The following is a 24,542-nucleotide window of genomic DNA, read 5'->3' as shown; positions in this document are numbered from 1 at the left end:
TTACAAATTACACCCTGAGGTGAGGCAAAATGGAATTATTTGAAATACGTACAGAACTTGAGAAAACAGCTAAGAAACTAGCGGACTTTAGGGGGTCTCTTTGACTTAGAAAACAAAGAAGCCCGCATTGCCGAATTAGATGAAAGAATGCTTGAGCCTGACTTTTGGAATGATCAGCAAGGTGCACAAACGATCATCAATGAAGCTAATGGCTTAAAGGATTTAGTAAATGAATATAAGGAACTTCTTGATATTCAAGAAAACCTTGAATTAACTCATGAACTTGTGAAAGAAGAGAATGATGCGGAACTTGCTGGGGAACTAGAATCTGAATTGGAAACATTAGTGGAGAGAGTAAATCAATTTGAATTACAACTTCTATTAAGCGAACCATATGATAAAAATAATGCGATTCTTGAGCTTCATCCCGGTGCAGGTGGTACGGAATCACAAGACTGGGGTTCCATGCTTTTACGCATGTACACACGCTGGGCAGAGAAAAAAGGTTTCAAAGTGGAAACTCTCGATTATTTACCTGGTGATGAAGCTGGAATTAAAAGTGTCACTTTATTAATTAAAGGACATAATGCATATGGCTATTTAAAGGCGGAAAAAGGGGTCCATCGTCTAGTCCGAATCTCACCGTTTGATTCGTCAGGACGCCGTCATACATCCTTCGTTTCCTGCGAAGTTATGCCGGAGTTTAACGAAGAGATTGAAATCGACATTCGCACAGAAGACATCAAAATAGATACGTACCGTGCAAGTGGTGCCGGTGGACAGCATATTAATACAACCGATTCAGCGGTTCGTATTACCCATATCCCAACAGGTGTCGTTGTTACATGTCAAAACGAAAGATCGCAAATCAAAAACCGTGAGCAAGCAATGAAAATGCTCCAAGCAAAACTTTATCAGCGTGAACTCGAAGAAAAAGAAAAAGCACTCGCTGAAATTCGTGGAGAACAAAAAGAAATCGGCTGGGGAAGCCAAATCAGATCCTACGTCTTCCACCCATACTCAATGGTCAAAGACCATCGAACTAACACAGAAGTAGGTAACGTCCAAGCAGTAATGGACGGCGAGCTTGACAACTTCATCAACGCCTACCTCCGCTCTCGCATATAAGTGTCACTTTATAGGTGCCCCTTTATAGGTGCCTGACACCGGTGTCATTACACCGGTGTCAGGCACCGTTTGTGGACACTTTCCATCTGGGGTGGACAGTTTATGTTTGATTTGAATTCTTTTTATAAGAAGCCTTTACCTGCGTGGTGAAGGCATCTTAACGTTGAGATTGAAGACCTATCATTAAAATTTTTGAATCGCTCAAACACGGTATTAATTATTACCGAAAAGAAGAAAGAAATACGTAAAGGAATTTTGAATAAAATTGACCGTGGTGTGACAAAACTAACAGCATATGGTGGTTTTACTGAGAGTGAGAGACCGGTACTTATGTGTGGTCGATCAAATAGAATTCACAAAGTTGAAACAACTAGTGAAAGCCCTTGATCCATCTGCGTTTGTCGTGGTTATGGATGCATCAGAGGTACTTGGGGAAGGTTTCAAAAGAAGCGAAAAAGGTATATAGTAATAATGATAAAGGATTAATTTTCCAACATCTAAAGGAGGAAATAAAATGGTTAAAAAGCTAATAGGAATTCTGATGATTTTCACATTAGCATTCGGACTTGCTGCCTGCGGCTCTAGTAGCAAGGACAATAATAATGATAATGCTAATAAAAATGAAACAACGACAAATACTAACAAATCGACAAACACAGCAAGTGCTGGGGATGCAGAAAAATTATTTAGTCAAAATTGTGCAAGCTGTCACGGTGGAAACCTCGAAGGTGCAGTTGGCCCTAATTTAACAAAAGTAGGAGCAAAATATAACAAAGATCAAATCCTCGATATCATTAATAAGGGGAAATCAGGCGGAATGCCTGGAGGACTTATTAAAGGTGATGACGCAGATAAAGTAGCTACATGGCTATCTGAGAAAAAATAATAGCAATTCAAATGACCTGATGTTAGTATGACAAACATCAGGTTTTTTCTTTGTTAACAGATATAATGACAAAAATAGAACTTTCATACTATTGAAAAAGTATTTAAAATATGAATATTTTCCTCTCGAAAGAATCAAATTTTTCAATAGAATAAAGCTTTGAAATATAAATGTAATATTATTTTCCATTAACATTCAAGTTTATGATGTTATAATAGTTTTGTGATTAAATTTCGCTATTTTACGTCAGCATTCGAGTTATTCGCGGGAAGTTAGCGAAATAGTAAAGAAAATGACAGTTATGAATTATGGGGATCTAGTAAAATGATCCTAGAAGAGTAAGGTGATTAAATGATAGAAATGCAAAATGTATATAAAAAATATCCCAATGGGATTATAGCTACAAATGATTTGAACATTCAAATCAAACAAGGTGAATTCGTATATGTCGTCGGACCTAGTGGAGCAGGGAAATCGACTTTTATAAAAATGATTTACCGCGAGGAAAAAGCAACACAAGGTAATATTATGGTTAATGGAATTAATTTAAGTAAGTTGAAAAATAGCCGAATTCCATATTTTCGCAGACAAATAGGAGTCGTTTTCCAAGATTTTAAATTGCTGCCAACATTAACGGTTTTTGAAAATGTTGCTTTCGCAATGGAAGTAATCGAGGAACAACCAAAGCAAATCAAACAACGGGTGATGGAAGTTCTTAATTTAGTCGGATTGAAGCATAAAGCAAGAATGCTTCCAACAGAGCTTTCCGGTGGGGAGCAGCAGCGTGTATCGATTGCACGATCCATTGTAAATACACCAAAGGTTGTAATTGCGGACGAGCCTACGGGAAATCTTGACCCAGAAACGTCATGGGAAATTATGAACATTTTAGAAGAAATTAATACACGAGGGACAACTGTGGTAATGGCAACACATAATCGTGAAATCGTTAATACGATTAGACATCGAGTTATCGCTATAGAAGGCGGTCGCATTGTCCGTGACGAGCAACGGGGGGATTACGGATATGAAAGCTAGAACAGTTAGAAGACACCTTCGCGAAAGCTTCAAGAGTCTAGGGCGTAATGGATGGATGATGTTTGCTTCTGCAAGTGCGGTAACTATCACATTATTGCTAGTGGGCGTTTTCTTTGTCATTATGATGAATATGAATAAAATTGCTTCCGATATCGAGCATGATGTCGAAGTTAGAGTTCATATCGATTTAACAGCGAAACAACAAGATCAAGAAGCTCTTAAAAATAAAATAGAGAACTTAAGCCAAGTTAAATCAGTTGAATTTTCTTCTAAAGAGAATGAACTTCAAAATTTAATAAATAGTATGGGGAATGACATGAAGTTATTCGAACAAAACAATCCCCTCTATGATGTATTTATTGTAAAAACAAAGAAGCCGACAGATACGCCGGCAGTAGCGAAACAAATCGAATCTTTCCCCCATGTCGAATCTGCAAAATATGGTGAGGGGAAAGTAGAGAAACTGTTTAATGTGTTAAAAATAAGCCGTAATGTGGGATTAGTATTAGTTATTGGTTTATTATTTACCGCGATGTTTTTAATCTCGAATACAATTAAAATTACGATTTTTGCTAGACGTAAAGAAATTGAGATTATGAAATTAGTAGGTGCAACAAACTGGTTTATTCGATGGCCATTTATTATGGAAGGCCTTTGGTTAGGGATTCTCGGATCAATTTTACCGATTCTTATTATCACATTCGGATACTATTACATGCATAGTTTCTTAGCACCAAAATTAGAAAGTAATATGATTCAAATTTTAAACTATAATCCATTTGTGTTTGAAATTACAGGCATACTCCTATTAATGGGTATTTTAATTGGTATTTGGGGAAGTACAATGTCCATTCGCCGATTCTTAAAAATTTAAACATATAACCGAGGTAGTGCTGCTACCTCGGCCATCCATACATATACATATAAAATTTCTTAAGGGGGAAAAACATTGAAAAAAAAGTCATTGCTTTCGGTTACTTTAGCATCAGTACTTGGTTTTGGCGGTTTATTTGCTTATCAATCCGATGCCTTTGCATCCAAACTATCGAATTTACAAGATCAGCAAAAAGATGTGCAAAATAAACAGTCAAATATTCACTCAAATATTAAACAAAAAGAGAACAAGATTGATGAAATTAAAGGAAAACAAAACAATCTTGAAAGTGAATTGGAAACATTAGATGTAAATATCGCAGATACAGATGAAAAAATACAAGAAAAGCAGCAACAAATTGATGTAGCTAAAAGGGAAATAGAAAAGCTGAAATCCGAAATTAATGCATTAAAAAAGCGAATCAAGGAACGAAATGAACTGTTGGACAAACGTGCCCGTACAATGCAAACAAATGGTGGGGGCTCAGTAAATTATTTAGATGTTATATTAGGTGCGGACAGCATTGCGGATTTACTTGACCGTGTATCCGCCGTTACTACATTAGTCAATGCAGATAAGCAAATCATTGATGAACAAAAAAGAGATCAAGCGGAGTTAGAAAAGAAGCAAGCAGATGTAACAAAAAAACTAAATAATCTTCAAGAAATGCAACAAAAGTTACAAGCGATGAAAGCTGAATTAAATCAACAAAAATCAAGAAAAAATGTGATATTGAAAGAACTTGGAAAACAAAAGAAAAAACTAGAACATGATAAAATGTCTTTAGAGGAAGAAAATGCAATCCTTTCTGCACAAAAATCCGCGATCGAAAAAGCGATTCAATTAGAAAAGGATCGTATTGCAGAAGAGCAACGTGCCGCAGCAGAAGCAGCAGCTGCACAGAAACAACAAAGCTCATATAGTACAAACGGCAGCGGGAATAGTGGAAACAGTAGTAATAGTGTAAATAGCGTGAGCAGTGGCGGAGGAAAATCTTCCGGAACACCAGCTGTTTCATCCGGAACATTTACACGTCCGGCACAAGGCTATGTTTCTTCTGAATTTGGTAGACGCTCTTTCGATGCAGATGGATTCCATTCAGGAATAGATATTGCTAAGGGAGGAACAGTTCCTATCGTGGCTGCCGGTGATGGAGTAGTAACTCGTTCATATTTTTCTTCAAGTTACGGAAATTGCATCTTCATTACCCATTCTGTTAACGGAAAAATTTATACGACAGTTTATGCACATATGAGTTCTCGTACCATTGGTGAAAATGCAACAGTACGAAAAGGACAAGTCATTGGTTATATGGGAAGCACTGGACAAGCCTATGGCCAACATTTACATTTTGAATTCTATATCGGACCATGGACAGCATCCCATTCAAATGCTGTAAACCCTAGAAACTATATTAATTTTTAAATGAAAGGACCACTTTATGTGGTTCTTTTTTTTGCGGAATTATTGTTATCTGATTGTTGCATGTAAATAATTAGTATTTGTATTTATGATGTTAGAAATTAAAATATGTGTTATGATACAGTGGAATAAGTTTCCGCTATTTCTCAAATAGGTAATTATTTAATTACGATAGTTTCGGACATACTGTACGAAACTATCGTAACAAAAAGAAATAACGTATCTTGTTAAAGGAGTTCAAGATGACAATTATTACTATTTTATTGGCATTTTTTTTTATTTTAAACTTTATTTTATCGGGTGCCGTCATCTTTCTAGAACGGCGAAACATAGGTGCAACATGGGCTTGGCTGTTAGTTTTGTTGTTTATTCCTGTAGCAGGATTCATTATTTATTTAGTTTTTGGACAAAACTTGAGCAGAAGAAGAATCTTTTATTGGAAAGATCAGGAGAAAATTGGAATAAAGGAAATCGCCCATCGTCAAATTGAACTGTTAAGAAATAATTCTTTCCCCTTTCATGATGAGCGGACTGTGCAATATAAAGAATTAGTTTATATGCTTCTAGTTAATGATGATGCGATTATGTCACATGATAATGAGGTAGAAATTTTTATTGATGGTGAGGACAAATTTCGCTCTTTATTTGAAGATATAAAGAGGGCAAACGATCACATTCATCTTGTTTATTACATCGTTCGAAATGACTCATTAGGTCAAAAGTTAGTTGAACTGCTTACTGAAAAGGCCAAGGAAGGGGTCAAAGTTCGTTTTTTATATGATGACATGGGTTCGCGAAAGCTTCCACGGAAATTTTTTAAAGAATTAATTGAAGCCGGTGGCGAGGTCGCGGCATTTTTTCCTGCAAAAATACCGATGCTGAATTTACGTGTCAATTTCCGAAATCACCGCAAACTTGCGATTATCGATGGTAGTATTGGCTATATCGGTGGATTTAATATTGGTGATGAGTATTTGGGGTTGGATAAAAAATTCGGTTATTGGCGGGATACCCATTTGAAAATAACGGGAAAAGCTGTTTATGCAATGCAAACACGTTTTGTATTAGATTGGAATCAAGCCTCGGCTAAAGAAATTCGTTATAAAGAAAGTTTTTTCCCCGATATACAATCTGTCGGCTACACAGATGTTCAGATTGTATCCAGTGGACCTGACTCAGAGTGGGAGCAAATTAAAAACGGTTATATTAAGATGATTAATGAGGCGAAAAAATACATATACATGCAAACTCCATATTTCATTCCAGATGATAGCCTATTGAATGCACTTAAAATCGCGATTTTATCTGGGGTGGATGTTCGTTTAATGATTCCGAACAAGCCTGATCATATGTTTGTTTATTGGGCTACATATTCCAATGTTGGGGAATTATTGAAAACAGGTGCAAAAGTATATATATACGAAAATGGATTCATTCATGCAAAAATGCTCGTAGTTGACGGGAAAATAGCAACAGTTGGTACTGCGAATATTGATAATCGAAGTTTCCGTTTAAACTTTGAAGTGAATGCCTTTTTGTATAGCCATCATCTTTCTAAAAGACTAGAATTGATTTATAAAGCAGATATGGAAAAATCAAGAGAATTAACATTAGAGGACTATTTGCAACGACCGAAATCGATTCGATTCAAGGAATCTGTCTCAAGATTATTGTCTCCAATTTTATAAAACAGCCAAATGATAGGGATAACCCTATCATTTTTTTGACAAAAATATAGATCGGGCGTACAATTTAAAATATTTAAAATTATCCTATAGTTAGAGGTGCTGGCAAAGTGGATCAATCATTTGAAACGAAAATCGTTCATCATTCATTAAAAAAGACCAATCATATTCGTAGTAAAACGACACCAATCTTTCAAACTTCTGCTTTTACTTTTAGTTCATTAGAAGAGCTTGAAGGTTTTTATCAAGGTGATGAATCTTACTTATATTCGAGAACGGGCAATCCAAACACGGATGAACTAGGACAAATGGTAGCAAACCTTGAAGGGGCACCAAGTGGGGTAGCTACTTCTTCGGGGCTATCAGCAATACTAGCTGGTCTGTTATCGGTTGTTTCATCTGGTGATCATATCGTTGCGGCTGAAGATATTTATGGTGGTACACACCATTTGTTAAAGGAAGAATTAAAAAATTTAGGAATTGAAACATCCTTTGTAAACTTTGCTGATCAAACTGCCATCCGAGATGCAATACTGGAAAATACAAAACTATTATATTCCGAAACGGTTACAAATCCCTTTTTACGTGTGGAACAGATTGATACACTAGTAAAACTAGGTAAGGATTATAATTTATATACAATGGTAGACAATACCTTTGCCACACCATATTTGCTAAATCCCTATCAGGAGGGCATCGATATTGTCGCTCATAGTGCGACGAAATATTTAGGCGGCCATAGCGATGTGACGGCGGGAGTTGTTGTTGGTTCCGAGGAATTAATGACGAAAGCACGTCAAAAAGTAGTGAATCTCGGAAGTAATTTAAGTTCTTTTGAAGCTTGGCTAACTTGTCGCGGCATAAAAACATTAGCATTACGGATGGAACGTCAATCCGCAAATGCGAAACAATTGGCAGACGCACTCTATCAAAATTCAAATATCAAAAAAGTCTATTATCCCACCGATCTTTCCAGTAAAGGAAATGGGGCAATTGTCACAATTGAATTAGCTGACACATGTGACATCCATCGATTCTTTTCATCGTTGGGCTGGGTGAAAATTGTACCTACGTTAGCCGGAGTTGAAACGACCGTATCCTATCCGTTAGGCACATCCCACCGAGCACTTTCACTCGAAGAACAGCAGAACATAGGAATCAACCAACAAGTTGTTCGTATTTCGATTGGAATTGAGGATGCTGAGGATATCATTAAGCAATTTGATGAAGCCATTAAAGCATCGGTTTAAATGATATCGCTTTTTCTGAAGGATTGTTACTTTTAACAAAGCGCAGAGTGGATTGGAGCGGAAGGAACCTGACTCCTGCGGGATATAGAGAAAAGGTCGAGACCCCACAGGCGCTAGCGCCGAGGAGGCTCGACTTCCTCCCCGCGGAAAGGAACGGTCACCGTCTATTCTTAGAAAAAATTTTTATAAAAAAAGGTTGACGAAGTAACAATTCGTCTACTATAATGCAAAACAAGAGCAATTTAAAATTTTCTAAAAAAACTAAATGAATCACTCTTATCGAGAGCGGCGGAGGGACTAGGCCCTTTGATGCCCGGCAACCTTCAAGCATTTTGCTTGAAAAGGTGCTAATTCCTACAGATCCTTTAAAGATCTGAAAGATAAGGGGAGGAACCTATTGATTAGCCCTCTTCTTATGAAGAGGGCTTTTTGCTTCCCTTCGTATATCCCACTTCAACGATCACACTTCAGGAATTTCTCGGCTCGCCTAGAGAAAAAATCAAAAACTTTGGAGGAATGTAAAATGACAAACGAACAATTTCAACCCGAAACATTATTACTACACGGAGGGCAAGAACCAGATCCAACAACAGGGTCACGTACAGTTCCTGTATATAAAACCACATCCTATGTATTTAAAGATACAGATCATGCACAAGGTTTATTTGCATTAGAACAGCAAGGATTCATTTATTCGCGAATCGGCAATCCAACTGTTGATGTGTTTGAACAGCGAATTGCCCTATTAGAAGGCGGAACTGCTGCTGTTGCATTGTCTTCAGGAATGGCTGCAATTGCTTTCTCCATTCTAAATATCGCTGGTGCAGGAGACGAAATCGTCGCTGCCGGAAATTTATACGGTGGAACATTTAATCTATTTTCTAATACCCTTCCGAAGTATGGAATTAACGTAAAATTCGTTGATGCAACAGACCCAGAAAATTTTAGAACCGCGATAACATCAAAAACAAAAGCAGTATTTGCTGAAATCATCGGTAACCCTAGCCTGCACGTTCTTGATGTAGAAGAAGTCGCGAAGGTTGCTCATGAAAATGGTGTTCCACTGATTATTGATAACACATTTGGTACTCCATACCTTTCAAACCCTATTAAATGGGGAGCAGATGTGGTCATCCATTCAGCTACAAAATGGATCGGCGGTCACGGAACAACGATTGGCGGTGTTGTAGTTGATGGTGGGAAATTCGACTGGAACAGTGACCGATTCCCGGATTTTAAAGAACCAGACCTAAGCTATCACGGTCTCCGTTATGGTGTTGATGTTCCACAAGCGGCGTTTGCAACAAAATTACGCGTACAAATTTTGCGAGATTTCGGTGCAAGTTTAAGTCCGGATAGTGCGTTCCTATTATTACAAGGTTTGGAAACATTACACTTGCGTGTACAAAAGCATGTTGAAAATGCGGGTAAAGTAGCACAATTTTTACAAAACCATCCTGCAGTTGCATGGGTTAATCATCCAAGTTTAGAAGAACATCCATCACATGAAAGAGCAGCTAAATACTTAAAAGGCGGCTTCGGATCGATTGTCAATTTCGGAATTAAAGGCGGCAGAGAAGCAGGGCGAAAAGTCATTGATAATATTCAATTATGGTCACACGTAGCGAATGTTGGAGATGCTAAATCTTTAATCATTCACCCAGCATCGACTACACATCAACAGTTAAGCGCCGAAGAATTAAAAGTTTCAGGTGTAACCGAAGAACTAATTCGCTTATCCGTCGGACTAGAAGCCGTTGAAGATCTCACAGCCGATCTGAACCAAGCCATTCTTAAAGCAACAAGTGTAACAGTTTAATCGAAGGTGTCAGGCACCGCATTTCCATAACTAGTAAATATGTGGTGCCGTTTATGATATGTATAAAATGCCTTCCCGATGAAGGAATTGAAGATTGGTAAAGGCAGGTGGGAGGTTGTAATGACAGTTATTAAAGTAGCATTGTTAGGTTTTGGAACGGTGGGTGAGGGTGTCTATAGTGCCATTCACTCACATCAAACACAGCTTAGAAAATTATTGGGAAAAGAAGTTGAGATTGTCGCGATTCTCATTCGTGATCAAACAAAAGAGAGAAAGATTGATGCGAATGTTCTTGTGACAACCAATTTTGAGGATATCATCAATATTCCGGATTTGGACGTGATATTCGAGGCAATTGTAGGAGAGGAACCAAGTAGATCCTATTTACTCCAAGCCATTGAAAAAGGCATCCATGTTGTTACTGCTAATAAAGAAATGTTTGCTAATCACGGTCATGAACTAATTCAAAGGGCCCAGCAAAATGAAACCAAAATTGGCTTTGAAGCAACAACAGCTGGAGGAGTTCCAATCATTCGAACGATTAAACAGCTATTACAAGTAAATCGTATCACCAAAATACAAGGGATATTAAATGGAACATCGAATTTTATTTTAACTGAAATGAGAGAACGAAAGCTTTCATTTGATAAAGCGCTCCAACTCGCACAGAAGAAGGGATATGCGGAAGCTGATCCAACGAATGATATTAGCGGAATCGATGCTTTTTATAAATTAATGATACTAAGTCAATTAGTCATTAATCAACAACCGAATTGGTCAGAAGTAATTATTGATGGGATCGTATCTATCACACAGGAACAGATTAAACAAGCGGAAAAACGAGGACAACGTTTTAAACATATTGCTGAAATTACCTTCAATGATCACTCTTTAGTAGCTTCCGTTCAGCCAATCATCGTTGATTCGAATCATCCCCTTTATTCCATTGAAGGTGTTGAAAATGCCGTTGCAATAGAAGCAAGTTTAGTCGGAAAAATTACCCTTCAAGGTCCCGGAGCTGGAAAGTTGGCGACCGCAAGTGCGATGATTGAAGACTTTGTGGACATCATCCAACATTCAGCAACAAAGAAACGACTCGAATATCAATCTATTTAATGAACAGAAAGAAATCGGTCCAACCTTAACGGGTTTACTTGTGAGGTGCATAAAGGAAAATCATAATTCACAGTCAAAAAGACTTAGAGATGTATTTTTCTCTAAGTCTTTTTTTAAACAAAACGACAAGTATATTAGATGCTAAAACGAATTTGAATAAGCGGAGAAATTTCCCTTAATGAGCATAATAGCATTGAAAACAGCTTAAATAGCCGGAAGTTTTCCGGCTATTAACCCAAAAAACGCAAAAAAGGGTAATTTTGCTTTGCTTAATCGGAAAATTTCCGCTTAAATCCCCCAAACCAAGCTCTATTCTACAGTATAACCGGAGATTCTCCGCTTATTTTAAAACCCAAGTTACCCAATAAAGTTAGACCTAACAATCTTCGTAATCACAAAAAATTCACACACCTCTTTATCATTTTGGCTGCTTACTAAAATCCGTTTCTTTAATCAACTTAATCAGTCGAGAGACTTCTAATAATAGAATCATAAAACATACCCAAACTCCACCAAAAGCATACCCGGCGGCAAAATCGCTCGGAACATGGATCCCTAAATAAATTTCGCTCGCAGCGATTGCTAATAAAATAAAGATAACGATCAAAAAAGTGAGTAAATTAAGTAAAGTACTTTTACTATGACGAATGATTTCGTACATAAAAAACGAATATATAATAGAACAACTTAATGCTTGTTCATTTGGAAAGGATTGACTAAACAGTTCTTTTCCGTGTGTCACGTAATGGAAAAGAATATTAAGCCCCTTTCCTAAAAAGACAGCCCCTAGTATACTCAGGAAAAAATAAAGGAATTCAATCCGCTTAATTCCCCCCTTAACGGATATCCAAACGGCAGTAAAGAGGATGAATACCAAAAGTACTTTCCAATTAGACATAGAATTGAAAAGCGTCATCACAGGTTTCCAACGTTCATTAAATGCATACATAATGATCGTATTTGTAATCGAATTAAACTGCTCAAATTCATTAGCAATAAAGTCTTGAATCATTCCAACAATTAAAAATATGAGACCAATGAAAGCAATTAATGCCCCAAATATCACTAGCTTTGTTTTTAAAAAACTATTGAATCGATTAAATGTATTTTCAATTAATAAAAGGATATTTTCTTTAATTTTCTTTCTGTTCGTTTTAATTAAATAATAGGCTAGATAAATTATGCCGATGCCAATGCAGGCAAGGGTAACATATACTTTCGCCTCATTATGAAAAGACTCCCATTTTGGCCCGAAAATATTACCTAAACTAATGAACGTACCAACCCAAATAAAGACCCCGATATAGGCAAAAATCGCAAATGTTTTAAAAGGGATTCGTGTAATACCTGAAAAGATACTAGTAATATGACGCACGCCTGGAATAAAGTAAGAAAAAAGTAATAGCCCCTTCCCATATTTTTTATTCCATTTTGCGATTTTTTCAATTTTGTCTGGCCCCATATGAATTTTACTTCCATATTTATTGAAAAATGGCTTACCTAATTTATAACCGATCCAGTAGGAAATACTTACTCCCACTATCCCGCCAAGACCGCCAAATAAAATGGTTAAATATAAATTTAATTTATGTTGATAAACAAGAAATCCAACATAGCTCATCAATATTTCATTAGGAATAGGAACGATGATTAATTCCAGCATCAATGAAATAAATAGAACCAAATATCCGAACTGATCGATTAAATGAAATAGCCAACTCAAAATGACTTCCCCCTCGATAAATAAAACAAAAACGCACTATATAGACTTTTTTATCATGATAAAAGTTTCACAAACTAAAAATGAGCTTTATATAAATTTATTATAAACAAATATTGAAAGAAATAGAAAATACTCTTCCCTCTACGAGGAAAATTAATCAACCCTTTAATGATTGAATCATCATAACTCGTCCTTTTCACACATATATTGAAATATTAACAGCGTTGAATCCTAACAAATTAGGGGGAGTCAGATGAACCGAAAATGGATGGCCGTTATGGTTTCGTGCGCATTAGTAACCGGAGCTGGCGGTACATATATAGGAATGAAGTGGCTGGAGCCGGAACAAGTACAGACACAAAACACCACAAAAGAAAACCAAATGATTAATTATGTGAAAAACAAAGGAGAATCACTGCCGGACTTAGCAAAAATTGCCCAAGCATATGACTTAATTAAAGGTTCCTATGTTGAAACAGTGGATGAAAGTAAATTAGTTGAGGGTGCCATTCAAGGAATGGTCAGCACGTTAAATGACCCGTATTCCGTCTATATGGATGCAAAAACGGCTTCACAATTTAACGAGACCCTCGAATCAACGTTTGAAGGAATTGGTGCGGAAATGACATCAAAGGATGGGAAAGCAATAATTGTTGCACCTTATAAAAACTCTCCTGCGGAAAAAGCGGGTTTGAAACCAAAAGATGAAATTATCAAGGTAGATGGAACGAGTGTTAAGGGGCTCGATCTATATAAAGTGACGACAAAGATTCGCGGGAAAAAAGGGACGACGGTCACACTTGAAATTAAACGTGAAGGTGTGAGCGATCCACTCGAAATTAAAGTAAAACGTGATAAAATTCCGATGGAAACTGTATTTGCGAGCATGAAAGAAGACGGCACCAAATCAATTGGATACATTGAGATTACTCAATTTTCACAAAATACGGCGGCTGATTTTAAAAGAGAATTAAGTAAGCTGGAAAAACAAAAAATGGATGGATTAATCATAGATGTTAGAGGAAATCCAGGCGGGCTTTTAGTAAGTGTGGAAGAAATTTTAAGTGTTTTAGTTACGAATCAAAAACCGTCTTATCAAATTCAACAGCGTGATGGGGAGAAACTCCCATATTACTCCAAATTAAAAGAAAGCAAAAAATACCCTATTTCTGTATTAGTAGATGAGGGGAGCGCATCAGCTTCTGAAATTCTTGCCGGCGCCTTAAAAGAAGCTGAAGGATATACATTAATTGGTGAAAAGACATTTGGAAAAGGAACAGTTCAGCAGGCTGTCCCAATGGGCGATGGAAGCACGATCAAGCTAACGATGTTTAAATGGCTCACGCCTAATGGAAATTGGATTCACCATAAAGGAATTGAGCCAAACATTGAAATTAAGCAACCAGATTATTTCTATATCCATCCATTGGAAGTAGAAAAAACAATGACCGTTGACATGAATAATGAACAAATAAAAATCGCCCAGCAAATGCTCGATGGACTTGGATACGCTACCGGACGGGCAGATGGGTATTATGATAAGCAAACAGAAAATGCGGTAAAAGCATTTCAAAACGAAGTGGGGCTGCCGGCTACAGGAGAAATTGATCCAAAAACAGCGGAATCGTTAGAAGAGGAAATTACTTCAGCTATAAAAAACGAAAAAAACGACCTGCAACTACAAGTTGCACTTAAAAGCTTTAAAAAATAAGGAACAGGACGCACCTGTTCCTTATTTTTTTTACCAATACTTAATAGGTTTTATGTACACAATCTGATAAAATAGAAATAATAGATTAGGTGGTGAAAAAAGTATGACGCAAATGTGGATAATGGAAATATTGAAAGGCATTGGGAAGATGTTTCTTCATCCAATATTCTACTATTCTATTATTTTAGCCGTTATTACTGGTCTTTCTCGTGTGAAACGAGAACGAAGTGATTTTCATATAAGGGTAAATGATCCATTGCAAGAATTACGTTTTTTATTTCCTGCAGGATTACTAATAGGGTTCATTCTTTCTATTATTACAGTCGGAAGTGGGTTAACAATTTCTTACTCCATCGTTACCATGTTAGCGATTATTACGATTGTGCTTTCACTTATAGGTAATTTTCGCTTTTTGTCTCCAGCATTTACGATCGGATTTTCATTTGTTTTTCTATTTTTAGCGAAACAATTAAACTGGAATCTTCCTATATTATCAGGACATCCATCTGATAATAGTTTATCAGGTTTTATTGTATTATTAGGTCTGCTGTTAATCGTTGAAGGTATACAAATGATGCGAAATGGATCAAAGAAATTTTCGCCAATCCTTCGAAATAGCAGAAGAGGTTTAGTTGTTGGTGCCCATCAGGTAAAACGAATATGGCTCATTCCTGTATTTTGTTTTCTGCCAATTGGCCCATTAACTGCCCCTTTCGAATGGTGGCCGACGTTTGATTTTGGGACAAGCTCGTATTCTTTCATTCTTGTTCCGTTTGCTGTAGGATTTCAACAGCAAATTCAAAGTACTTTGCCTCAATTAGCGGTAAAACGGATTGGGAAACAGGTAATTGCATTAGGGATAGTTATCTCAGCCATTGCTATATCAGGAATGTGGGTACCGATTCTATCAATAGTCGCAGTGATCATCGCAATCATTGGCAGAGGGTGGATTTCTTATCGACATCGTGTCCGGGAAAACGCGGCGCCATATTATTTTACACCTCGAAAAAATGGACTTATCGTTTTAGCTGTTATACCTCATTCTCCCGCTGAAAAATTAGGACTTCAAACAGGAGAGATTATTTATAAATGCAACGGGCAACTAACTGGAAACAAAAAAGAGTTTTACAAAGCCCTTCAAAAAAATCGTGCGTACTGTAAATTAGAAGTTCTTAATTCAGAAGGAGAGGTCCGCTTTGTACAAGGAGCATTATTTGAAGGAGATCACCATGAACTTGGTATTTTAACAGTAGAAGATAGGAAGAAATGGAATGGGAATGAGGCTTCTTAAAAAAACCATTGAGTTTCTAAAAGAATTATCAAATAATAAAGAGGGTAATATGATATTATCCTCTTTTTTGTGGATTGAAAATATCAATAGATAAAGTCAAATTTTAAAAATATTAAAGGATGAAATCACACAATGGTTAGAAGTTCAAAACATTTAGCACGTATATCACTTGCGATCATGGGAGTAGGATTTGTACTTACATTCCCATTTAGTGATTCGAAGATTATCGCATTTTTACACGGAGGATTTGAGGCAGGGATTGTTGGGGGTCTAGCAGATTGGTTCGCTGTCACAGCACTCTTTCGTTACCCGTTTGGAATACCTATTCCACATACCTCATTATTAACGAAAAATCGTTCAAGGATTACGAAGGCGTTAATTTCTACTTTAGAAAATGATTGGCTTTCGAAGAAAAGTATTAAAGATAAGCTGAATACGATTCAGATGACAGAAAAAATAATCAATATAGCCGAAAGGGAATTGCAATCACCACGCTTAAACAAAGCAATCGCAACTTTATTATCACAAATGATTGTGAAAGTTGACGTTCAAAAGCTTGCTCCACTTCTTTCAAAATATATGAAGGATTATCTTTATTTATATAAAATGCAATCTCTACTCGAAGTTGGGTCCAAGAAAATTCTTGATCATCAATTTGATCAAAAAGGATTGGATTATCTATTGATGCATGGGGAGAAATGGATTTCGAAAGAAGAAACGAAATACAAGCTTGGTAGTATGGCAGTAACTGCCCTTAATAAAATTGAATTAGATGGTTTTTTACAATTTGCTCTAAAATCCTTTCAAAGCTTAATTAACGAAGAGAAAATGGGGAAAATCATTCAAAATCTTATAAGTAATGTTATTCATGATCTACAAAATCCGAATAGTAATGATCGGGAAAAGGTTTTATTATCTATTCAAACGTTCTTACATAATGCCGGAGATAATCAAGCGCTCATTGAAGAATTGGAGAAATTCAAGCAATCATTGCTTGAGGAATGGGATCCGTCTGAAAGTATTGAAAAAATACTGTTTGAAATGCAAAAGAAACTAGCGGGTTATATTCAAAATAGTCCTTTTGTGGAAGCACATCTTATTCCATTAATCATGGAGCTATTCCAATCACTTAGAGGAAATCAAGAAAAAATGATGGCAATCGAAACATGGCTCCACACACAAATCACAAACTTTGTCGAAGAAAATCATTCAAAAATCGGCAGACTAGTTGAAGAAAACCTAAACAAACTCGATGATCAAACACTTATCAACATGGTAGAAAACAATATCGGTAAAGACCTGCAATGGATAAGAGTAAACGGAGCAATCTGCGGATTCATCATTGGAATATTGATTACTGGAATTGAGATGTTATTTTCTCTATAAATCCTTTTAACAATATTAAAAGCACAGAGTGGATTGGAGCGGAAGGGTGCGAGACTCCTGCGGGACATAGAGGAAAGGTCGAGACCCCACAGGCGCGAAAAGCGCCGAGGAGGCTCGACTTCCTCCCCGCGGAAAGCGAGCACCCTGTAGCGTAAAGGAACGGTCCATTATTTATTTCTAATTAAACTTTACTAAAATAAATAAGATGTTCATTAGAAGATAGACATCGAGTGATGAAGTCTATCTTCTATTTTTTACTTAATTTAATTTAAAAAAATTTTTAATAAGTAAAATTATCGGAATATATAGACTAAACACATATTATTTTGTACAATGTTTTCAGAACTTGGTTTTTATTTTGAATAATACAAATATAAATAATAAGGAGGAAGAAATACCTGTTTCTAATGAACAAAATTTACTATGTCTAAAAGGGGGAAATTAGAGATATGAAGAAAATCTTAGGTATTTCGATGTCACTTCTACTCTCAGCTGGACTAATGGCCGGCTGTGGCGGAGCAAAGAGTGGGGGAAAAGGCGGGGATGAGATAGTAATCGGAGCCAATCTTGAATTATCCGGTGGGGTTGCTTCTTACGGCCAATCGATTTTAGAAGGGGTGAATCTCGCTCTTGATGAAATCAACAAAGAAGGGATTGACGGAAAGAAAATTAAACTAATTAAAGTAGACAATAAATCGGATGCTGCTGAAGCAACAAGTGTAGCAACGAAATTAATAGATAAGGATAAAGTCTCAGCGATTATTGGTGCAGCAACAAGTACAAATACACTTGCACAAGTACAAATTGCCCAAGGGAAAAAAATTCCGCTCATTACTCCAACTGGCACTAGTCCGACTATTACCTTTGATAAAGGAAAACTAAATGACTTTGTGTTTAGAACTTGCTTTATTGATCCGTTCCAAGGAACAGTCGCAGCGAATTTTGCTTCTAATGAATTGAAGGTCAAAACAGCTTCGATCCTTATCGATAGTTCAAGTGACTATGCAAAAGGATTAGCGGCAGCATTTAAAGAAGCATTTGAAAAGAATGGTGGAACCATTGTAGGCAATGACGAAGCCTATGTACAAAAAGATACAGATTTCCGCTCTACATTAACTCGGATTAAATCAAAAAATCCTGAATTTGTGTTTGTACCTGGATATTATGAAGAAGTTGGCTTAATTTTGAAACAAGCACGTGAAATAGGTTTAAATGTACCATTTATGGGTGGAGACGGATGGGATTCTCCTAAACTCATTGAAATTGGTGGAAAAGAAGCAACGAATAATACGTATATTACGAACCACTACTCATCCGGAGATTCGGATGCGAAAATTCAAGACTTTGTAAAAGCATTTAAAGCGAAATACAAAGATAAAACGCCTGACGCATTCAATGCTCTTGGATACGATACGTTATATCTCCTTGCAGATGCCATTAAACGTGCAGGAAGCTCTGAGCCTGAAAAAATTCAAAAGGCACTAGCTGAAACGAAAGAACTTGATTTAATTTCCGGAAAAATGACACTTGACGAAAATCATAATCCGATTAAATCAGCGACGATTTTAAAATTTGTAGATGGCGAACAAAAATTTGAAGCAAAAATTAATCCATAAATTGTAATAGGGGGCTAGTCCCCCTATTTTAGAGTTTATCAGGATTTTAAGGGGAGTGAGACAATGGAGATAATTCAGCAGCTAGTAAACGGTATCTCACTAGGTAGTATTTATGCACTCATTGCACTGGGCTATACAATGGTCTATGGAATTGTTAAACTAATCAATTTTGCTCATGGGGATGTCTTCATGATCGGGTCCTTTATCGGATTTTACTCGATTACCTTTTTACATCTTGGTTTCTTCCCGGCATTGATTATATCGATGGTCGTTTGTGCAATTCTAGGGGTAGTAATTGAAAGAATCGCCTATAAGCCGTTACGTAATGCGACGAGAATTGCCGCACTTATTACCGCAATCGGTGTTTCTTTATTAATTGAATATGGAATGATTTATTTAAGAGGTGCACAACCAGAAGCTTATCCGATTAATACTCTTCCTTCAAAAAGTATCCACATTTTAGGTATTACGATCAATAGTCAATCATTGTTTATTCTAGGTATATCCATTGTGCTGATGATTGTTCTTCAATTTATTGTGCATAAAACGAAAACGGGAAAAGCGATGAGAGCCGTATCTCATGATGCAGAAGCCGCAAAATTAATGGGAATTAGTGTTGATCGAACGATTTCCGCTACTTTTGCCATTGGGTCCGCACTAGCAGGAGCCGCAGGCGTAATATTCGGAACATATTATATAAAAATCGAACCATTAATGGGGCTAATACCTGGGATCAAAGCATTTGTTGCTGCTGTTTTAGGAGGAATTGGAATCATTCCGGGGGCAATGGTAGGTGGATTATTATTAGGTGTCATCGAATCACTTGTCAGTGCATTTGGTTATTCATTATGGCGTGACGGTGTTGCCTTTATCGTACTCATTCTTATACTTATTTTTCGACCATCTGGACTATTTAGCAAAAACTTCAAGGAAAAGGTTTAAGAAGGAGGAGAAGGTATGTCGATACTTAAACAGTCAAAAGGTTTTTGGCTATCAATCATTGTATCCTTAATATTTTTTGTAGTTGTCCAATGGCTAATTAGTAGTGAAATACTTAGTTCTTACTACACGAATACACTTTTTACTTTATCTATTAATATCATTCTCGCGATTAGCCTACATCTAATTATCGGAATTACCGGTCAGTTTTCGATCGGACATGCTGGTTTTCTCGCTGTCGGTGCATATGCATCAGCGATCATGACGATGAAGCTTGAACTGCCATTTCCCATTGCTTTAATTGTTGGGGGAATTGTCGCTACTATTGCTGGACTGATTATTGGGATTCCCAGCCTTCGTTTAAAAGGGGATTATTTAGCAATTGCCACTTTAGGATTCGGTGAAATTGTGCGGATTATCCTATTAAACATTGACTATGTTGGTGGAGCTAGTGGAATGCAGGTAATGAATTATACTACTTGGCCATGGGTTTACGCTTGTCTTTTAATATCTATTATTGTTATCGTCAACTTTACAAATTCGACCCACGGGCGAGCATGTATTTCGATTAGAGAAAATGAGATTGCTTCTGATGCTATGGGGATCAATACGACTTATTATAAAGTAATCGCATTTGCGATCGGTTCCTTTTTTGCCGGAGTGGCAGGAGGATTATATGCTCATAACTTCTATATTATCCAACCGACGAACTTTGGTTTCTTAAAATCATTCGATATTTTAATCTTTGTTGTACTTGGAGGTTTGGGAAGTTTATCGGGAGCAGTGATTGCGGCTGTCATTTTAACGATTGTTTCAACGTTTTTACAAGATTATGCTGAAACAAGGATGATTATTTATTCACTAGTCCTAATCATCGTAATGCTTTTCCGTCCACAAGGATTACTGGGAACAAGAGAAATTACCTCATTCTTCAAAAAAAGCAAAGATGCTGGTGGAGGGACACAAAATGGAAACAAACAAACCACTGCTTAAAGTAGATCATGTAGGGATTACATTCGGGGGACTAAAGGCTGTTTCAGATGTAAATATGGAGTTGGGAAAAGGTGAGTTGGTTGGATTAATTGGACCGAATGGTGCAGGGAAAACAACGTTTTTTAATCTATTAACAGGTGTTTATGAACCTACCATGGGGAATATTGAATTAAACGGAAAACGGATTAATGGGAATGCCCCTTATCAGATTACGAGAAAAGGAATTAGTCGGACCTTCCAGAATATTAGACTATTTAACGAGCTGACGGTTTTAGATAATGTTAAAGTTGCCTATCATTCCAATGCTAAACATGGAATATTTAGCTCTATCCTGCGTCTTCCCTCGCATTTTAAAGGTGAGAAAGAGATGGAGCAGGAAGCGATTGATTTTCTGAAAATCTTCAATCTTGATTTATATAAAGATGAAAAAGCAAAAAATCTGCCGTATGGACAACAAAGACGTCTCGAAATTGCTCGTGCATTGGCTACAAAGCCAAGCCTGCTCTTACTTGATGAGCCGGCAGCAGGAATGAATCCGCAAGAAACGGAATCATTAATGAAATTAATTGCTTTTATTCGAGAAAAATTTGATTTAACAATTCTACTTATCGAACACGATATGCAGCTTGTCATGGGCGTATGTCAACGGATTTACGTTCTTGATCACGGACAATTGATTGCAGAAGGCACGCCATTAGAAATACGAAACAATCCGAAAGTGATCGAAGCATATTTAGGGGAGGAGGTTTCATAATGCTAACAATTGAGAACATCAACGTATATTATGGAAATATTCAAGCATTAAAAGGAGTCTCCCTAACGATTAATCAAGGTGAAATTGTCACATTAATAGGTGCAAATGGTGCAGGAAAAAGTACGTTATTAAAAACGATTTCCGGATTACTAAAGCCTAAACAAGGTCAAATTTTGTTCGAAAAAAGCTCGATAGCTGGGAATGCCGCACAAAGTATAGTTAAAAAGGGAATTTCCCATGTTCCTGAGGGAAGAAGGGTTTTCGCCAATATGACTGTCGAAGAAAATCTCGAATTAGGTGCATTTTTACGCAAAGATAAAGCTGGAATTAAAGAGGATTTCGAGAAAGTCTATCAGCTTTTTCCACGTTTATTAGAACGAAAAAAACAACAGGCCGGGACGCTATCAGGTGGTGAACAACAAATGCTGGCGATGGGGCGTGCATTAATGGCCCGACCGAGATTATTGCTGCTCGATGAGCCATCAATGGGATTAGCACCACTTTTAGTAAAAACGATTTTTAAAATAATTGAAGAAATTAATCAGTCCGGTACTACGATATTACTTGTTGAACAAAATGCTAATATGGCATTATCGATAGCTAATCGAGCCTATGTCATTGAAACGGGTCGTGTGGTTGCATCCGGAACTCCGGAAGAATTAGATAGTAGTGATCAAGTGAAATTAGCCTATCTTGGCGGCCATTAGATAGAAAGAGAAAGCATTGATAGTAGTTCAATGCTTTTTCTTTTTGAAATTTTTGCGAAACAATTAGAGTAAGTATGTTAAAATATAGTGGTTATCGTTTGTAAGATATGGAAGAAAAACAAATATATTGGGATTTTGCAATTTTAAATGGAAGGAATAGGTGAGGAAATTAATGAGTAAGAAAAAATTGCTATTTTTCAGTGTGGTCACTTCACTCCTCTTGTCAGCCTGCAATGCAGCAAAAGTGCCAATGTCAGTAAAAGAGCATGATATGAGCTCAATGGAGCCAGTGACAGGTGATGAAACGAAATCAGACTGGACATTGCCGAAAGATCCGAAAGCAAATGAGGATGTTCCAATGTCTATCGTAATAAAAGATAAACACGATAAACTTATCAAACAATTTGAAACTGTAAGCGAAAAGAAAATGCATTTAGTTATTGTCAGCAAAGATTTATCTTATTTCAGTCATATCCACCCAACATTAAAGGATAATGGCGAGTTTACCATCACTACGAAATTTCCGGCGGGTGGCGATTATAAAATGACTGCCGAAATGACACCAGTAGGAGCGAGCGAATACAGTTTGGAAGATCATTGGGTTCATGTAGTAGGAGATGAGCCAAAACCAAAACCAATCGTTCCCGATAAAAATCTAACGAAAGTAATCGATGGTAAGAAAGTCACGCTTTCTTTTGAAAATGAGTTAAAGGCGAAAAAAAATACGAATATTACATTCACATTGTATGATGAACAAACAAAAAAACCGATTAAGGATCTTCAACCCTATCTAGGAACGATCGGGCATGCGGTAGCAATCGATAAAGACTTGAAACATTTTTTACATGTTCACCCTATCTATACGAAAACGACTGGACCAGAAGTTACGTTTATGACGTATTTTCCGAATAAAGGAATCTATCGTATTTGGGGGCAATTTAATATTGATGGCAACATCCTTACTGTTCCATTTACACTTGAAGTTTCATAATTGTTTTACTAATAGATATTCGAAAAATAAAATGCGCTTAGTACAAGACTACTAGGCGTATTTTTAGTAGATTCATATAGATAATCTATCAATCTTGTTCAAATTGCTTTTCTAAATTCTTATCTAATATAAACACTTCAATTCTTTCCCCCATTTTTGTACTAATATCACTATGACTTGAGATTACTGTACAATTCGTAAGTTTCTCGACAATTCTCTCGAAGTTTTCGCTATACATTTCCCTAAGAACTTGACGCATTTGTTTCACTAGCTTTTTACCATATTGGTGATTAACTAAATGTTTCTCTTCAATGGTTAAAACACCTTTAAATCTAGCAATGACCATATCATGGACAATATATGTTTTTGTTTCTTGTGGCCCACGGCCAATAAGATCTCGTTGAAGTTTAATAAAGGCTTCACTAAGATCCGCTTCTAACCTTTTTTTTGTTATTGCCATGGTCAATGCCCCCATTCCATTATCTTGAAGATAATATTACTTTTGGATGTTTACCATTGTCAATAGAAAAATAAAAAAATAAAAAACCAACGAAATATTACGAAAAAATTAGTAATAAATAGATAATTTGAGAAATGATATGGAAATTGAGAAAATTCAACCGGATTTCGTTAAATTTCGTAATTTACAAATAAGCAAGGAGCGAAGTAGAATAAGCGTCATAATAAAAAATATTTCGGCCTAGTCTCAAAATTGAGAACGGAGGAACCACTTTCTTGGGGTTAATTCTACGGTTTGTAGAAGGGATGAGATCTTCTCTTTCGCCATCCTACCCCGTCAGCTAACTTCGTCGGCTAAAGCGAAGGAGGTCTAAAGAGACCACCTTACCAAGGTGCTTTTTTGACTATGTTCTATACATAATCAAAAAGGAAACTTGAATTAATAGTAGGTCTTTTTGTTTTGCCTATTTTTAAAAAAGGATACTTGGAAGACAGAATGCAAAGGGAGCGAATGCTTGCTGGGCATTAGGTAGACCAATGTGTACTTTTTCTCCAAAAAATTGAGAAAAATGATTCGAATCAGAGGCATTCAAATCGAATGCATATTTACTGACCGGAACTTTTTTTACTCAAGCGGAGGGAAAGTATGTATTGGTCTATTTTTTTTGGAGGTGAAAGAAGAAAAGTAAAGATTTATTGCAGTGACTAGTTGAAGTGTAAGTTAAAAATCAGTCAAAGACTTGTGGTAATAAGT

20 protein-coding genes, 1 pseudogene and 2 riboswitches are annotated in these 24,542 nt (G+C 36.7%); of the genes and pseudogenes, 19 read left to right on the top strand and 2 right to left on the bottom strand.

The annotated features are described in order from the left end of the window. The first annotated feature begins 29 nt into the window (after positions 1-29). From prfB to B5V89_RS01120, 10 genes and pseudogenes are all read left to right on the top strand, one after another. Positions 30-1,128 (top strand): peptide chain release factor 2 gene (prfB, locus tag B5V89_RS01165; RefSeq protein ID WP_235598282.1). Its coding sequence is split into 2 segments (ribosomal slippage): positions 30-92 and positions 94-1,128, totalling 1,098 coding nucleotides; the frame shifts between segments, so codons are not numbered across the junction. Positions 1,129-1,329: 201 nt separating this feature from the next. Further along, positions 1,330-1,594 (top strand): annotated as a pseudogene (locus B5V89_RS01160) (YitT family protein); the annotation flags it as partial. A gap of 48 nt (positions 1,595-1,642) precedes the next feature. Continuing rightward, positions 1,643-2,014 (top strand): cytochrome c551, encoded by a 372-nt coding sequence (cccB, locus tag B5V89_RS01155; RefSeq protein WP_066228314.1) that lies wholly within the window; start codon positions 1,643-1,645, stop codon positions 2,012-2,014. A gap of 351 nt (positions 2,015-2,365) precedes the next feature. Next, on the top strand, positions 2,366-3,052 hold the full coding sequence (gene ftsE, locus B5V89_RS01150) for a cell division ATP-binding protein FtsE (RefSeq protein ID WP_066228316.1): 687 nt from the start codon (positions 2,366-2,368) through the stop codon (positions 3,050-3,052). Next, positions 3,042-3,926, top strand: a complete 885-nt coding sequence (gene ftsX / locus B5V89_RS01145; RefSeq protein ID WP_066228319.1) for a permease-like cell division protein FtsX — start codon at positions 3,042-3,044, stop codon at positions 3,924-3,926. Before ftsE ends, ftsX begins: the two co-directional genes overlap by 11 nt. A gap of 75 nt (positions 3,927-4,001) precedes the next feature. Next, positions 4,002-5,351: a murein hydrolase activator EnvC family protein gene (locus tag B5V89_RS01140; RefSeq protein ID WP_107921423.1), complete on the top strand. Its 1,350-nt coding sequence runs from the start codon at positions 4,002-4,004 to the stop codon at positions 5,349-5,351. Positions 5,352-5,590: 239 nt separating this feature from the next. Further along, positions 5,591-7,036, top strand: a complete 1,446-nt coding sequence (gene cls, locus B5V89_RS01135; RefSeq protein ID WP_066228326.1) for a cardiolipin synthase — start codon at positions 5,591-5,593, stop codon at positions 7,034-7,036. Between the two features lie 107 nt (positions 7,037-7,143). Beyond that, entirely contained in the window at positions 7,144-8,283 is a 1,140-nt protein-coding gene (locus B5V89_RS01130) for a trans-sulfuration enzyme family protein (protein ID WP_066228329.1), read from the top strand. A gap of 273 nt (positions 8,284-8,556) precedes the next feature. Continuing rightward, positions 8,557-8,670, top strand: a riboswitch (SAM riboswitch). A gap of 136 nt (positions 8,671-8,806) precedes the next feature. Beyond that, positions 8,807-10,102: an O-acetylhomoserine aminocarboxypropyltransferase/cysteine synthase family protein gene (locus B5V89_RS01125; protein WP_066228333.1), complete on the top strand. Its 1,296-nt coding sequence runs from the start codon at positions 8,807-8,809 to the stop codon at positions 10,100-10,102. 120 nt (positions 10,103-10,222) lie between these two features. Continuing rightward, positions 10,223-11,218, top strand: coding sequence for a homoserine dehydrogenase (locus B5V89_RS01120; RefSeq protein ID WP_066228337.1), 996 nt, complete (start codon positions 10,223-10,225; stop codon positions 11,216-11,218). A 418-nt stretch (positions 11,219-11,636) separates the two neighbouring features. On the opposite strand, the gene B5V89_RS01115 is transcribed toward B5V89_RS01120, so the two are convergent. Continuing rightward, positions 11,637-12,941: a VTT domain-containing protein gene (locus B5V89_RS01115; RefSeq protein ID WP_107921161.1), complete on the bottom strand. Its 1,305-nt coding sequence runs from the start codon at positions 12,939-12,941 to the stop codon at positions 11,637-11,639. 253 nt (positions 12,942-13,194) lie between these two features. Here B5V89_RS01115 and B5V89_RS01110 point away from each other — a divergent pair, with 253 nt between their 5' ends. From B5V89_RS01110 to B5V89_RS01070, 9 genes are all read left to right on the top strand, one after another. Then, a complete protein-coding gene (locus tag B5V89_RS01110; protein WP_108070124.1) occupies positions 13,195-14,652 on the top strand; it encodes a S41 family peptidase in 1,458 nt (485 codons plus the stop codon). A gap of 103 nt (positions 14,653-14,755) precedes the next feature. Then, entirely contained in the window at positions 14,756-15,943 is a 1,188-nt protein-coding gene (locus tag B5V89_RS01105) for a PDZ domain-containing protein (protein WP_066228345.1), read from the top strand. A 132-nt stretch (positions 15,944-16,075) separates the two neighbouring features. Continuing rightward, positions 16,076-17,329 carry a DUF445 domain-containing protein gene (locus tag B5V89_RS01100; protein ID WP_066228348.1) on the top strand — a complete coding sequence of 418 codons (1,254 nt, stop codon included), beginning with the start codon at positions 16,076-16,078 and terminating at the stop codon, positions 17,327-17,329. Positions 17,330-17,778: 449 nt separating this feature from the next. Further along, positions 17,779-18,945 (top strand): ABC transporter substrate-binding protein, encoded by a 1,167-nt coding sequence (locus B5V89_RS01095; protein WP_066228354.1) that lies wholly within the window; start codon positions 17,779-17,781, stop codon positions 18,943-18,945. Between the two features lie 63 nt (positions 18,946-19,008). Beyond that, the gene (locus B5V89_RS01090; RefSeq protein WP_108070122.1) at positions 19,009-19,887 is read left to right on the top strand and encodes a branched-chain amino acid ABC transporter permease; all 879 of its coding nucleotides are present in this window, start codon (positions 19,009-19,011) and stop codon (positions 19,885-19,887) included. Between the two features lie 15 nt (positions 19,888-19,902). Continuing rightward, entirely contained in the window at positions 19,903-20,877 is a 975-nt protein-coding gene (locus tag B5V89_RS01085; protein WP_066228358.1) for a branched-chain amino acid ABC transporter permease, read from the top strand. Beyond that, positions 20,852-21,631 (top strand): ABC transporter ATP-binding protein, encoded by a 780-nt coding sequence (locus B5V89_RS01080; protein WP_066228361.1) that lies wholly within the window; start codon positions 20,852-20,854, stop codon positions 21,629-21,631. The genes B5V89_RS01085 and B5V89_RS01080 overlap by 26 nt, the downstream gene beginning before the upstream one ends. After that, a complete protein-coding gene (locus B5V89_RS01075; protein ID WP_066228365.1) occupies positions 21,631-22,338 on the top strand; it encodes an ABC transporter ATP-binding protein in 708 nt (235 codons plus the stop codon). Before B5V89_RS01080 ends, B5V89_RS01075 begins: the two co-directional genes overlap by 1 nt. Before the next feature lie 172 nt (positions 22,339-22,510). Next, positions 22,511-23,329, top strand: a complete 819-nt coding sequence (locus B5V89_RS01070) for a hypothetical protein (protein ID WP_108070120.1) — start codon at positions 22,511-22,513, stop codon at positions 23,327-23,329. Between the two features lie 88 nt (positions 23,330-23,417). Here B5V89_RS01070 and B5V89_RS01065 read toward each other — a convergent pair whose 3' ends face one another. After that, complete coding sequence (locus B5V89_RS01065) at positions 23,418-23,789, bottom strand: Na-translocating system protein MpsC family protein (protein WP_108070118.1); 372 nt, start codon at positions 23,787-23,789, stop codon at positions 23,418-23,420. A gap of 227 nt (positions 23,790-24,016) precedes the next feature. Then, positions 24,017-24,159, top strand: a riboswitch (cyclic di-AMP (ydaO/yuaA leader). Positions 24,160-24,542: the final 383 nt, after the last annotated feature.

It is taken from the genome of Heyndrickxia sporothermodurans (genome assembly GCF_003055045.1).
Lineage (GTDB): Bacteria > Bacillota > Bacilli > Bacillales > Bacillaceae_C > Heyndrickxia > Heyndrickxia sporothermodurans.
This window is presented reverse-complemented; position numbering and strand designations above follow the sequence as displayed.

Coding starts and splice junctions, on each gene's coding strand:
- cccB (WP_066228314.1), top strand. CDS start 1,643: ATGGTTAAAAAGCTAATAGGAATTCTGATGATTTTCACATTAGCATTC.
- ftsE (WP_066228316.1), top strand. CDS start 2,366: ATGATAGAAATGCAAAATGTATATAAAAAATATCCCAATGGGATTATA.
- ftsX (WP_066228319.1), top strand. CDS start 3,042: ATGAAAGCTAGAACAGTTAGAAGACACCTTCGCGAAAGCTTCAAGAGT.
- cls (WP_066228326.1), top strand. CDS start 5,591: ATGACAATTATTACTATTTTATTGGCATTTTTTTTTATTTTAAACTTT.
- B5V89_RS01125 (WP_066228333.1), top strand. CDS start 8,807: ATGACAAACGAACAATTTCAACCCGAAACATTATTACTACACGGAGGG.
- B5V89_RS01120 (WP_066228337.1), top strand. CDS start 10,223: ATGACAGTTATTAAAGTAGCATTGTTAGGTTTTGGAACGGTGGGTGAG.
- B5V89_RS01110 (WP_108070124.1), top strand. CDS start 13,195: ATGAACCGAAAATGGATGGCCGTTATGGTTTCGTGCGCATTAGTAACC.
- B5V89_RS01105 (WP_066228345.1), top strand. CDS start 14,756: ATGACGCAAATGTGGATAATGGAAATATTGAAAGGCATTGGGAAGATG.
- B5V89_RS01100 (WP_066228348.1), top strand. CDS start 16,076: ATGGTTAGAAGTTCAAAACATTTAGCACGTATATCACTTGCGATCATG.
- B5V89_RS01095 (WP_066228354.1), top strand. CDS start 17,779: ATGAAGAAAATCTTAGGTATTTCGATGTCACTTCTACTCTCAGCTGGA.
- B5V89_RS01090 (WP_108070122.1), top strand. CDS start 19,009: ATGGAGATAATTCAGCAGCTAGTAAACGGTATCTCACTAGGTAGTATT.
- B5V89_RS01085 (WP_066228358.1), top strand. CDS start 19,903: ATGTCGATACTTAAACAGTCAAAAGGTTTTTGGCTATCAATCATTGTA.
- B5V89_RS01080 (WP_066228361.1), top strand. CDS start 20,852: ATGGAAACAAACAAACCACTGCTTAAAGTAGATCATGTAGGGATTACA.
- B5V89_RS01075 (WP_066228365.1), top strand. CDS start 21,631: ATGCTAACAATTGAGAACATCAACGTATATTATGGAAATATTCAAGCA.
- B5V89_RS01070 (WP_108070120.1), top strand. CDS start 22,511: ATGAGTAAGAAAAAATTGCTATTTTTCAGTGTGGTCACTTCACTCCTC.
- B5V89_RS01065 (WP_108070118.1), bottom strand. CDS start 23,789: ATGGCAATAACAAAAAAAAGGTTAGAAGCGGATCTTAGTGAAGCCTTT.